General features: G+C 31.0%; 12 protein-coding genes. All 12 read right to left on the bottom strand.

The annotated features are described in order from the left end of the window. Positions 1-292: 292 nt before the first annotated feature. A complete protein-coding gene (locus ACTQ5K_RS19365) occupies positions 293-1,384 on the bottom strand; it encodes a DnaA N-terminal domain-containing protein (protein WP_369989742.1) in 1,092 nt (363 codons plus the stop codon). A gap of 354 nt (positions 1,385-1,738) precedes the next feature. Next, positions 1,739-2,008: a hypothetical protein gene (locus ACTQ5K_RS19360; RefSeq protein WP_016205235.1), complete on the bottom strand. Its 270-nt coding sequence runs from the start codon at positions 2,006-2,008 to the stop codon at positions 1,739-1,741. 504 nt (positions 2,009-2,512) lie between these two features. Then, entirely contained in the window at positions 2,513-4,231 is a 1,719-nt protein-coding gene (locus ACTQ5K_RS19355; protein WP_144545606.1) for an LPD1 domain-containing protein, read from the bottom strand. 60 nt (positions 4,232-4,291) lie between these two features. Further along, positions 4,292-5,104, bottom strand: a complete 813-nt coding sequence (locus ACTQ5K_RS19350) for a DNA cytosine methyltransferase (RefSeq protein ID WP_441994214.1) — start codon at positions 5,102-5,104, stop codon at positions 4,292-4,294. A 14-nt stretch (positions 5,105-5,118) separates the two neighbouring features. Beyond that, positions 5,119-5,289: a hypothetical protein gene (locus ACTQ5K_RS19345; RefSeq protein ID WP_441994209.1), complete on the bottom strand. Its 171-nt coding sequence runs from the start codon at positions 5,287-5,289 to the stop codon at positions 5,119-5,121. Between the two features lie 11 nt (positions 5,290-5,300). Beyond that, a complete protein-coding gene (locus ACTQ5K_RS19340) occupies positions 5,301-6,383 on the bottom strand; it encodes a DUF6094 domain-containing protein (protein WP_441994213.1) in 1,083 nt (360 codons plus the stop codon). Positions 6,384-6,463: 80 nt separating this feature from the next. Beyond that, positions 6,464-8,263, bottom strand: coding sequence for a group II intron reverse transcriptase/maturase (ltrA, locus tag ACTQ5K_RS19335; RefSeq protein WP_016205239.1), 1,800 nt, complete (start codon positions 8,261-8,263; stop codon positions 6,464-6,466). Between the two features lie 800 nt (positions 8,264-9,063). Continuing rightward, the gene (locus ACTQ5K_RS19330; RefSeq protein WP_441994208.1) at positions 9,064-9,483 is read right to left on the bottom strand and encodes a single-stranded DNA-binding protein; all 420 of its coding nucleotides are present in this window, start codon (positions 9,481-9,483) and stop codon (positions 9,064-9,066) included. Next, positions 9,480-10,139, bottom strand: coding sequence for a JAB domain-containing protein (locus ACTQ5K_RS19325; protein WP_251628110.1), 660 nt, complete (start codon positions 10,137-10,139; stop codon positions 9,480-9,482). The genes ACTQ5K_RS19330 and ACTQ5K_RS19325 overlap by 4 nt, the downstream gene beginning before the upstream one ends. Positions 10,140-10,185: 46 nt before the next feature. Continuing rightward, positions 10,186-10,545, bottom strand: a complete 360-nt coding sequence (locus ACTQ5K_RS19320; RefSeq protein ID WP_441132333.1) for a DUF6018 family natural product bioysynthesis protein — start codon at positions 10,543-10,545, stop codon at positions 10,186-10,188. 202 nt (positions 10,546-10,747) lie between these two features. Next, on the bottom strand, positions 10,748-11,884 hold the full coding sequence (locus ACTQ5K_RS19315) for a DUF418 domain-containing protein (RefSeq protein ID WP_441994207.1): 1,137 nt from the start codon (positions 11,882-11,884) through the stop codon (positions 10,748-10,750). A gap of 98 nt (positions 11,885-11,982) precedes the next feature. Then, positions 11,983-13,197 (bottom strand): replication initiation protein, encoded by a 1,215-nt coding sequence (locus tag ACTQ5K_RS19310; RefSeq protein ID WP_016205244.1) that lies wholly within the window; start codon positions 13,195-13,197, stop codon positions 11,983-11,985. Between the last annotated feature and the right edge of the window lie 400 nt (positions 13,198-13,597).

The raw sequence follows: 13,597 nt of genomic DNA, 5'->3' as shown, positions 1-13,597 counted from the left end.
ACAATCTATTTTTGTAACTGTAGACGTATTTTTTATATGCTTTTTCTCATACCGCAATTACTGCATATTCTAATAATTACATACTGAAGCTGCTTTTATTTATTGCTGTCCATAAATCAAACTATACGACAGTTGAGATGTTTAAGAGAAGTGCTGCTATTTTGCATGTTAAAAGAGAGTAAATAATATATAGAAAAGGACCAGAAATCAATCCTGGTCCTTTTCATTTATTAGATTGGGAAGAACTAGCTTCCCCCCTCAATTATTACAGTTGTGTCTTTAACAATATTAATTAAACTTGCTTATAAAATTCATAATGGGAGAAATTTATGTCAGTGATCCAACTACCTGTTTTATTCACCCATTCTACTATATTATCTTTATATCTTTCTTCTAGCCAATCCATAGCAAATTCGTTCGGTGCATAAATAGTTAAAATATTATTTTGAACTTTTATTAGGATATCTTTAAACCAAGTATCGAAAGAGGGTTTAGAAATATTTGCTTGTGCAGATTCTAGAACAACAGCTAAAAGCAGTTTTTCATCTTGTGTCATATTCTTTTTTAAATGTACCTCTGTTTCAGAATAGGTAATAGATGGGTCAACTTCTTCACTTTGAACTTTTTTATGAATATTTTTAAGTATATCTTTATATTGTAAGTATTTATTGTAAATCTCCTCATAATCTAATTGTTCTGGAAGGATATCCGCTTTGTTTTTTAAATGCTTCTTGGTAAAAACTTCGTGCTCTTTGCGTAATCTAGGAGGTAATCCTTCACGCTCTTTTTTTAGCATTTTCTTTACATGAGCAGGTGCATTTTCAGGGATAATTATATTATTATCTCCCTCTATTAGCTTTTTAGATAATAAAGGAGTTTGTTTCCTGACTTTAAAAATAGGACTCTCTTCCATATTATTCCGAGACTCATTTATTACATTAAACTTATAGACAAAGCCGTAATGCTCTAGTATATCTAAATAGGTATGTAATGTTTTTCTTGATTTATCCATTTTCTCTGAAATCAATTCAAAATTGGGATACACATAGTCTTTTTCCCCATAAGCATGTCTTTTTAAATATGCATATAATCGTGTGGCGTCTCCCAGATAAAATCCCCAAAAGTCAAAAAAATAGTTATTAAAAATAGTAAGCTCACCATCAATTGCTGGAATAGACTCTCCATGCTCGTCTAAACTAAAATTTCTAACTTGATTTTCCTCAAAGATCAATTTATCTTGCTCTGGGTAAAAATAGGTTTTATATTCTTGAGTATCCTCTATATTTATCAATTTACTTCTTTGCGTAAACATACCTGTATCTTTTAATCGAAAATACTTTAGTTTATCCTTTTTACCTTTTAAATTATAATACTCTTCTTCCACTATTGTTCCTCCTAAGTAAACCCAAGTAAACAAATTAAAGAAGGAGTTTTACTTGCTAAAACATATATTTATGTTAAAATATTTTCAAGAATATAAGTTTAGAAAACTCCCGCTTTCACTCAATTAAACTACTTCAGTTTAGCGCCTGATAGTTTAATTGTATCTAGGTGGGTTTTTTTATTTTATCATACAAGCTTTTGTTTATGGATTAAACAAAAAGGGAAAAACCCTATGACAAAATACCAAATCGAAATTTGGCCTTTTCATAGGGTTTTTCCCTTTGTAATTAATATTGAATTTATTAAAACATACTTTTTGGAATTATTCAATAGGATTAATTTCCAAAGATATTAATTATTTCAATATGATGGAATTTATTTCTCTTATTAACTCTTTTTCTTCATTAATTTTTAATAAGTAATCGGCTTGTTCCTTAGAAATTAGCAATTTTACTTCTTGGACTTTTTTACATCTATTTTTAGGTTTTTCTTGAATTATAGAAAGTAAAACACTAGATCTTATATTTTCATTACAATTTGTAAAATTTTCCTTTAACAAAGAATATAAAATCACATAATTATCTTCAGATGTAAAACCTATCCGCTTTAATAAGTAATTTTCCATCTTAATATCCCTCATTCTTATATCATCTTCTATTTATTTTAACTTATATATACAAACATTTTATAAATTTCTATAGATATCTCTCAATAAAGTATATAATTCACCAAAAAAAAGCTAACTAAACCAACGTTTACTTAGCTGTTATTACACTTTAGATATTAAGTAATAAAGTTCCGGTATACAGTGAATTTCTTTATAAATTTCCTATTCTTTTGTAACGTTAATGACATATTACCTATATTATAACCATTTTGAGGAAGAAAACAACTTTATTTTTAAAGTCCTTTGGACACTCCATTTATTTATTCACTCTTCAATTAAATTGGCTATTAGTTATCATTTACCATCATCATAATAAAACTATAGTATAAAGTATATATAAAGAATAAACAAAATGTTAGGGTCTAAAGTTAGAGTTATAAAGAAGTTAATAGTAATTTTTATATAAAAAAGAAACCCAAGGTATCTTGAGCTAGATATCTTGGGTTTCTTATATTTTTTGATTTATAATATGTCATTGATCTTTAATGTATCAAATAATATATCAAAAGCTTTATTTATTTTTTCTCGCTCTTTTCCTTGAGGAAAAGCAATCTCATCTGATGTCCCATACACTAGATAGTCATTACGTCTATTAGTTGCTGATAGTTTATCTGCAATGTAAGCTTCAAACGCCCTTGCAGCCATTTCAATAATATTACTCCAATATTTAGATTCATTTCCATTGTCTAACTCGATTGCATTTAGGTAATATTGTGATTTATCAGTTGGATAAGGTATTCTTTCAACTCTTTCTCCAGTAATTTTTTCATGATACCAAGCCATAGCCAATGCATATTTTTTAACTTCTCTTTTTGCCCTTCTTTTGAGTTTTTCTTTTTCTTTCTTTAGTGAAATTTCTGATGCTCCATAATACTGAGAAAAATCAAGTCTTCTATTTATGCTTTCTCGCTGAATAGTACATTCTTTTTTTATAGCTAATGCTATATCTCCGTTAAAACGTTCATAATCTCTTTTTAAAGCAACTCCTCTATAAGTTACATCATCTTTGTTTGTGTTTATGAAATATGCTGTTCCATTTCCTTCTCTTAAACTCTCAGATAAATATTCTAATGCACTTTTTATTTGAGAAGGTATTTGTTCACCTAGTGTATTACATTCTGTTCCATATCCTCTACTACTTGTATTTTTATTACTTTTAATGTAAATGTAGTGATCAATGCTATGAAATAGCTCATGGGCGAGAATTCCTAAACAACCTTTATTTTTTGTCATATTAATAACTCTTGATAGAGCCTCATAAGTACCTAATGCATTTCCGCCTCTTCCTCTTGCTCCAAAAGCTAGTCCAAGTGTTCCATCTAAAGATAAAGAAGTAACATCAATTTCAAGTACATCTGCTAAATCCAAAATTGCTTCTGAAGCTCGAACTAAATGCTCCATGCCTTTTTCATCATCCATATAATGGCCAAATTGCACTCCTCGAAATCCAAACAACTCCACCAAATCTTCTGGTTTTTTTACCGGGCTTGGTTTCCCACCTCTTCTATCAGGTCTTTCTGGTAATACTCTTTCCCATTTACTATTTTTCTTTTTTGTACCTTTTACACCATTTTCCTTTTTCCCAAAGATATCGTCCCATGTATTTATTTTTGATGCTGTATTAATAGATGATTTATATCCTGCCCTCAGAAAAAATTTTAAGAAGCTTTTCCCTAAAATAAAGAAATTTGTATCTGATTCTTTATTTCTTTCTAATATAAGCGTTTTGGAAAAACCAACAATAAAGTCTGAAACATCGTCCCACTTTTTCACTTTATTAATAAGTTCTAAGAAACTTTGGATTGCTAACATAAAGTCTCTTCTTCCCTCTTTTGTTTGAACAGCGGGAACCTTATCTATTCTATTAATAATTAATTGCTTCAATTTAGCAACTCCTGGTTCTACACCATTTTCCTTTTCAAGCTTCAGAGAAAAAGATTTTGTTAATTCTCTTTTGGTTATTAATTCCTCTGAAAGAAGCGGATTAAGCTTTTCTATGTTTTCTAATTCTTCCTCAGAATGATTTTCCTGAAATCTTCTTTTTATTTTATCTAGTTCTTTTCTAGAACCAGTAATAAAGTCTCCAACGTCATATGCAACATTCTTATCAATTTGCTTTTCTGTTCTTATTTCTTTAACTTTCTTAATATTAAGATCAAAAATACTTAATTGTGAGTTCATGTTTATATCCTCCTAAAAAACGGATTAGAATATTAGATCTAATCCGTTTTTTCCATTTAATTAAATAATCAACTCTAATTGCCCTTTTGTATTTGTTAGTAAATCTTCTGCAAAATCCTCTTTTAGAATAACTTTAAAAATTGCTTCTAAAATTGGGACGACTATACTATTTCCTGCTAGTTCGTAAAGAGTAGCATTTCTACAACCCTTTCTAGAAGGGAATTGTTCCAAGATTAATTCAAAATCTTTATCATCAAAACCCATTAATCTCCATACTTCTCTTTCAGTTAGATATCTATATCCCACTTTATCTTTTAATCTAATAATTCCAGCGTTAGGACATCGATCTTGTCTTTCTGTTATAGTCCAACAATAATCTTCTATTACGGATAATCTACGTTTGTACTTATCCGTTTCCTTTACTGGGTTAAATTCTTCTATTCTACTCAACATACTTGGAACATTAACCAAATACTGAGAGCCAGTTACTTTATTCTCTAAAAATTCACTAATATGACGCATTGGGGTTCTTTCTAATTTATTGAAGTCAAATGCCTCTTTTCCAAAAATGGATATACAAAACACTCTTTCTCTTTGCTGTGGAATACCAAAGTCAACAGCATTTAAAACATCGAAAGAATTTGTGTATCCTAGTTTACGCATTTGTTGAATATAAGAGTTAAACGGGCCAATTAGGTCTCTATCTAAAACGCCTTTTACATTTTCCCAAATTACAACTTTTGGTTTCCACTTCCCCATATTTTCTATAATTTTAAGCGTTTCAAACATTAATGAACTGCGAGACTTAGTCTTTATATTTCCACCTTTTCTATATCCTGCCCTTGAAAAATCTTGGCAGGGAGATCCGTGGATAAGGACATCCGGCTTCAGATTCCATCCAACAACGGATTGTGGGCATGGTCATATAGAGCATTATAAGCACGTACTCTATTTTCTTTTATCTCTACATAATCTATAGCTTTATGATCAACCCCCAGATTTAATAAAGCTTTTCTTGGGGCCCCAATACCTCCGAATAATTCTAAAATTTTTATCATATCAATCACCGTCACACTAATTTTTTTATCATCCCATTTGGAGTTATTATCTTTACAGATACATCCCTCTTTGTTCTGGTTTTAGTTATTACAGTCTTGCTGCCATTGTCGTGATGTTTTACCTCTTCATCCACAATTTTAGAAACGGATTCAAGACCTTGTACTAAATGATAATTTTCGCCTTCACCTAGCTCACCATTAATCGCTCCGCTTGCTAATAATAAAGACAATTGCCCTTGATTAAGCGGCAGAATAGGTTCTCCACCTATACTTAATTGGCGTGGCTTGGTTCTATTCATAAAAGCTTCGAATCCTTTACTCTCTCTAATACTTTCAACAAAATCGTCTTTATTTGCCAATTTTGTATAAAATGTAGATAAGTTTTTATAACCGCTTGGTACATTCCATTTAAATTCTCTAGTTACAATCTGATCAATCGTATTTACATTCTTTAATATAAATTCCTCGGAATCCATTCTTAATAAAAAATCATATAATTTTTCATTAATTCCTTTATATTTTCCTGCCTTTTTTCTTCCAATAAAAATACACTGTTTATAGTCTTCATAATCCTCTTTTGAAAATCGCATAATGCCAACTTCATTAAAGTTAGTTGCTAAAAACCTAGAAATTTTTTGATCAGCAAAACGATATGAAGGAATAATATATATCAATATTCCATTCTCTTTTAAATATCTATAATTCCTTTCTAATTCAACCCATTCTTTTCTTTTGGCTGAAGGATCATCCATCCCCTTTAATGCAAAATCATATGGTGGATTAAGAAATAAGAATGACACAGCTTCATTTTGTATTACCATAGATTCTATAGGGGCATTTATACAATGATTCAAAAGCTTTGAAGCGCGTTCTGCACGTCTTCTATCAAGTTCGACTCCATAAGTATTAATAATAGTCTCTTCATTATTAAAGGCAGCTGCAAGTTGATTTAGAATCTTTCCCTCTCCGCAAGTGGGGTCGAACCAAACACCACTACCTTCTACATTTAGTAATTTAATGATATATTCACCTTGTGTTTCAGGTGTTGCAAAAAAACCTGCTTTTAGTTCCGATAGGTAAGTCTTTGATGTAATCTCCGACTTTTCCCCCGGTTAGCACCGTACGTGAGACTTTCACCTCATACGGCGCCCCATCTAACTGGTTATACAGTTTACTAGTCTTTAATAGGTTGTAGTTTGCAAGCTTTACGAAGCTTGTTTAATTTCTTTAGTTGATATTCGTTTATATTCAACAACCTCATATATTTTTCTATAGTTTCCTCTTTCGTAGCATGAACCAAGATATGAGCAAATTTATGAAGTACAGCCAAATTTTCGTATTCGTCAGTTCCACCTAAATATATAGGTGTAATATGGTGGCAATGATAGTTGTGAATGTCTCTAGTTAGGTCCACATCTGTAACAAAACATTTGCCTTTACTGGCACTGAACTTTGAGACACGATTATCATTGTATTGAATGCTTCTTTTCTCAATGTAAGTTTTCGCTAGTTGTTGCACAGCTTTTTGAATGTTATACATGAGATTGACTTTACTATTTAGCTCTCTACCTTTCGGACTGTAGTCATTAATATCCTGTTGAAATTGTTTCACCACGATAGATTTCACCGCTGAAACAGGAATTAAAGGTACTTCTTTGATGGAAAAGGTAGTGTAATTGTATCTTTCATATCCTTTCACTTCACATTTGCCTGATTCACTAATTTTTGAAAGATTATTCCATATAGTTCGGTAAGTTTTGTAGGCAATTTCTTTCATATCAACGCTAACGTGCGATGCAGCAGAAAAGTAGTTATGAATTCCTCTAATATAAGAGTTGTATTCATATGCTTCTTTTCGGGTGTTAGAACGATATAGTGTTCTAGCTCTTTCGCGTAAGGATTGTATAATATCTTGTTTCTTTTTATCGCTGATGAAACTATGTGCTACGATTCTTTTTCCTTTCCTAACCCCTTTAATTTTGAATCCAAGAAATTCGGATTTTCTTTTGCGGAGATTAGTTATCTTCGATTTTTCTTTCGAGATATTTAAACCTAGTCTCTTTTCAAGGAAATTTTGTACTGCAAAATACCATCTTTTCGCTTCATTATATGAAGTTGTGATGATTTTAAAGTCGTCTGCGTACCTAACAATAAAGCCTTGCTTCATGTTTGTTTTGGTCTGCAAAAAGCGGTATTTACGAGTATCTTTACTTCCTAGTTTGCTAATGTCGAAGGTTTCAAATTGGTCACTTACCCAATGGTCGAGTTCGTTTAGAACGACATTTGAGAGTAAAGGGGAAAGTATTCCACCTTGTGGAACACCTTTGTTTGGTATCCCTTCACCTTCAATATTGGCTTTTAACATCTTTTTAATAATTGCCAGGAGCTTTTTGTCCTTAATACCTAAAGAAAATAGTTGTTTAATCAATTTGTTGTGATTGACGTTATCGAAGAATCCTTCAATGTCAATATCAACAACATAATGATTTTTCCCTACGTTTATAAGGTTTAGCATCCTTGCAAGAGCGTGATGTGTTGAGCGGTTTGGTCTAAAACCGTAGGAATGTTCAAAGAATTTCGCTTCACATATTGGTTCAAGTATCTGTTTTATGGATTGTTGGATAAGTCTATCTTCCATTGTAGGTATGCCAAGCGGTCTTTCCTTTCCATTAGCTTTAGGAATGAAAACTCGACGTACACTATTAGGGTGGAAGTTGGCTAACCTTTCTCGGATATTATTGATAAAGGTAGCTTCATCCATTATTTTATAATCTTTGATACTTAATCCGTCTGTTCCAACAGTTTTACTGCCCGTATTGGATTTGATATTTCTATATGCTAAAAGTAGATTGTCTCTACTAATAATTAGTTCATAGAGATTAGAAAATGAAAAATTTTCTTTTGATTTGGCGTATAGATTATCAAAAATTGGTTGCATTAAATAATATTCGGAATATCTTACACTATCATTCATTGGTAAGTTCGCTACTCTCCTTTAAAAGGATTTTGCCTACTTGTCCTAACCGATTGCTTACCCTAGTAATTTTCTGTTTAATTCCGTTAGACTAGTGGCCTTCCCTCCACAGTTTGTTATCCCTGTTTCTTCGGTACCATGCCACCACCATCACGAGTATTAACACACGTTATAGATTTGCTCTTTTCCGTATGAACGCTTCAAAAGTCTCCGAACCTCCACGTTACTCGCTTTCCACGTTCCAATCATTCCTATCTGTTCATATATACTTAGGTGCTTTCTTTACAACTACTTGCTGGAGCAACCCTTCTTTGTTGCTAAGGATTTTCATAACAAACATTCTTACTCATCCTCACAAGTACCGCTTTATACGGCGATGATTATTCCTAATCATCTAGGTTATAGTTGTGTACATTCGAAAGTTCGTCAGTTACAAGGACATTCTCACCATATATATTTTATAGACACCCGATTTATCGTTGAACCATTACATATAACAGCATTGGGACCAACTTCAATCGACTTTACCTAGCTTCACACCTCAAATCCTTCGGAGGGAGTTGACGCATGTAGGAGTCTTAGTGACTATGCTTCGGGGTGGTTAGTTCCCTCATTTCATAGTTTGGAATGACAGTTAGATATGAATTTGCAATCCCATATCCGAGCTTTTCACGACTTTTTTTAATGTCATTTATAGCTCAACGTGTCGCACATTTGTTACCTATATGAGACATGTTGTTTCCTCCTATTTTTAATCATGAAAAAACGCCCATTCTAATAGAATGAACGTTTACTCGATATTACCTTTCCCAAGGCATTTTATCCTCTTGATGATAATTCTCATAATTACTAGAATAATCATTTGAATATTCGTGATTATACTCTCCATCATCCTCAGACTTTTGTCTCTTTTTTCCTGATTCCAAAAAGACTATATCGTCTGCAATGATTTCTATTTCCGTTTTATTATCTTTAAATTTAGCTTGCAAACGTGCAGTAACAGCAATTAAACTCCCCTTTTGTAAATTATTATGACAAGTGGTAGCTAACTTTTTCTCTTTAAAAGCTTTAATTGGAATAAAATCCGCCTCTCTTTCACCTTGCTGATTTCTATAATTTCGATTTACAGCAAGTGTCATAAAACAGACTGGATTTTCCTCTGTACCAGCTAAATATGGATCTCTACTCAAACGGCCGATTAGGTTACATTGGTTTTTCATGCTAACTCTCCTTTGGATTGTTTCGAAATTCCTTCCGCAACTGAAACGCACATTTTTTTACCCAAAATAATATGATCAATTACCTCAATATTCACAAGATTGGATATGGATACAAAATAGTCGAATAAAGAATAGTCTTCATCTTTTAAAACTGCATAACCTGCAGGTTCATTACTACAGACTACGATCTTCGAAGCGTTTCTTTTAATGGCTTGTCGAAAAGCCAAATGAACTAAGTCCTTATTGAGTGTTCTAGTCCCTTTAATAATATTTTGTCTGCCTATTACCACATTATTCTTATTTAAAAATAAAAGATCTAGTTGTGAATCCTGCTTATAACGAATGTCTCTCACATATTCAACTACATCAAATTTGGTAGATATTTTAAATTCTGATTGCCAATCAAATTTTGGTACCATATTTAAAATTCCATTTAATGCTTTTATTCTAAATAAGGTTTCAGTGGTTATTCCTTCTAAATTCAATAGTTCCTCTTCAGATAATTGAGAAATCCCACTCAAACCTAACTCACCTAGTATATCGATTGTTGAGTCACATACGTTTTCACCCACAATAATAGCCAATAAATGTGGAAAACTAGTATCATTCTCCCCGAAAAAATTTATATATTCCTTTGCGTCGTTATATCTACTCATTATAAATCTACCTCTCTTATTTAAATGTAAATGCCCTCATAGATATTTATTCAATATCAAAAAAATATCCCATTATCGCTTTCTTTAAGCGTTTAATTGTAGAAGGTTTTTCGTTGATAAGTGTACTAAAATGATAAACCTTATCGCCTTTATACCTCCACATTACTTTTGAGTTAATTCCTTGCTCTAAACACTCAATAAAAACTAAAAATTCATTAAAGGCATTTTCTTTAGACACTGACTTAGCTTTAAATATTCTTCGTTCCCCATCTGGCAAAATAATCTCGATACTATGACGAGAATGTAAGATTGGTTTACTAGCAATAATTTTTTCCGCTTTTCTTTTACTTTCCTCAAATACATTTCCTTGAAAAACTGGTCCCTTACTAATTGTTTCTTTCATCATTTTTCTTCATCCTCTCAATATATTATTTATATAAAACGCAAAAAAGCGCCCTGAGAGATGGTTTAATGAATTACACAAAAAGTGTAATACTCAATAAATCATCCCAAAGGACGCTGCGTTTAATATCGAAACTGCTAGCCAATAAAAGGCTGCTAAAATGTTGAAAATATAAAATAGTTACATTTTTATTCTACTATTATATCTATTTCTTATCAACCCTATTATATAAAGGAGTCCTTTTATAATAAGTTAATCTACGCCATAACGATTCAATGGGTCCTTGCTTATGTTCTTTTAACCACCAATTACTTAATAATATTTGTATGAAGATGAAAGCCATAGAAAGAAAGACTAAATGACCAGGTGAAACTTTTGCATATAACTTAAATACTTTAAACATGAAAAAACAACATGTTGTTTGAAATAAATAATTACTCATAGATGTTTTTCCGATATTAGCAACTAATTTGAAGCGCTTCCCTGTTATTTTAATTAATAACAGAATTGATAAACCATAAAATATGGACATGCTTATATTACCAAAAGTTTCGGAAAGTCTTAATAAAAAGTAGGAGTCTGAATATATTATCGCTAATGTTTTTATTGCTATCCCGATACTACCACTTATACCCCACATTAATTTATGAATTCCTTTAATATCTATGATCAATGCTTTATTTTTACCTAACACCATCCCTAACAAAAACATTGGATAAATACTACAGAACAAAGTTGGAAGATTTCCTATAGAGTAAATCGTTAACCAATCGACGGTATTTTGTAATAATCCAATTCTTCCCCCTGTTTGATAATTAATGATAATATTTTGTAATAAGTTATAGTCAACACCAGCAATTTGATAATCTAATAACAGTATCTTAATTAATTCAAACAATATTGGAACCATAAATATTCCAATCATTATCATTATAATACGTCCTGGAACTTTATAAACAGGAAGTAAGAACAAACCTATTACTGCGTATATCATGAGTATATCTCCATAAAAGATAAAAAAGGCATGTAAAATTCCAATTGCAAACAGTATCCATAATCTCTTTGAGAATAAATAGTAAGGATTATATCCTTTGTCTTCTGCGTTCTCCATAAAAATAATTGCGCTAAAACCAAAAAGGATAGAGAAGAGGGAATAAAAATTACCTTCAGCGAAGATAAATAAAATCGATTCTACTAGTTTATCAATAGGATCCATCCAAATACTACTTGGAGAGGATTCATATAAATGAGGACCACTTAGTGGTAATATATTTGCAAAAGCTATGCCTAAGATTGCAAATCCTCTTATAATATCAATTGAATGTATTCTTTCCTTTCTCATTATTCAGTCTCCTTCGCAAAAAAGACTACTCCAAATATTAGGTAACTTTGATTTACCTTCATATTTGGGGTAGTCCCATTGAGTTATTTTTTGTTATGTTATCTATTATATCGTTTCTGTAATTGTTCATCTTTTTTGGTTTTAATTTGATACATAATAATTGTTTTATATTTTTCCCATAATTCACTTGCAACTTTTTCACTAACGTTCATGAACTTCATGAAAAATGGAATTACTTCTTTTTCTAGAAAATAATCTGGAATTAATTCCTTACCAGGCGCATATTTTGCAACGATGTTTTGACGAGCAAGATTTAATAGAGATTCATCTATTTCATTTATATCATCTATTACTTCTTTGCTAGTATTTTCCTCTTTTCCTATATCAGGATCAACATCTTTATTTTCATACTTACTTTTTAACACTTTTGATATGTAATTCTCATAATTTTCAATGTCTCTATGCTTTATTTCTTCCAAAACTTCTAAAATTAATTCTATTCCATACTTTTTCCAGGATAGAATTTTCTTATCAGAAATAGCGATACCATGAATATATAGAGATTTCTTTACTGATTCAATAAATTCTTGTGCTTCTTTTGAAAGAGGAGTCTGTTGTTTAGGACTTTTTTTATGAATATTAAAATCTATTGCTACTGTTTTTCTACCTTGTTTGACTTCTTTAAAAGAAAAGTATAATTCTCCAGTTGCTTCTAATTCTTTTTTTGCAACATTTAATATTCGTTGTTTGAAATTCCCGTATACAGGATACTTATCCCCTACTCCAATCATCCTTTTAAGTTCATCTAGCTCTATTGTTCTTTTTCCAATTTTCTCATACTGTTTTAACAGTTCATAAACTCTCACTGTATATCCACTTTTTAATTTTTTTATATCATCAAATGAATATCCTGTAAATCTACTGTCTAAGCTAATTAAATAATCTTTAATTATTGGATTAAAAGAAACATGAACAGTACCATTATCATATATAATAGCGCTAAACCATGGAAACCATCCCATTTTATCATTAGACGAGCGAATCTTTATTCTTTTTCTTGTTAGATCATCAGCTAACTCTTTTACCTGACTATGATAATTATTTCCTTTAACATTCATGACTTCTGCAAATTCTTTAACAGTAATTGTGTAGTCTGGAAATTGGGAATCATTTTTCTTAATTTTACTAGCAACATATCGAATAAACTTATGCTCTAAAGTGGTTAATTCATTATCATAATAAGCCTCTATTAAATCATTAGACTGGATGATTAGATCATTTACTTTAAATTCAACTTGCTTTGTTTCTATCAAACTATCACCTACTAACAAGTTTGTAATCTTAAACAAATTATGACATTATTTTCAGAGAAAAGAAAGTGAAATATAACAAAAGATTATTAACTGTTATATTTCAGAATATTCTAATTGGTAATATCTTAAACTTGCCTACCCCAAATATGTCATAGTTCTGCTTTTTTCATAGATAACACTATCCCAAATATGTTATAGTTCCACTTTTTTCATAGATAACATTATCCCAAATATGTTATAGTTCCACTTTTTTCATAGATAACATTATCCCAAATATGTTATAGTTCCGCTTTTTTCATAGATAACACTATCCCAAATATGTTATAGTTCCGCTTTTTTCATAGATAACACTATCCCAAATATGTTATAGTTCACTTATTCCGTAGATAACACATCCCAA

Origin of the sequence: Niallia sp. Sow4_A1, from assembly GCF_052116745.1 — a bacterium.
Classification (GTDB): Bacteria; Bacillota; Bacilli; order Bacillales; family Cytobacillaceae; genus Niallia; species Niallia hominis.
Note: the sequence above shows the minus strand (reverse complement) of the source record. Positions and strands in the feature narration are given on the sequence as shown.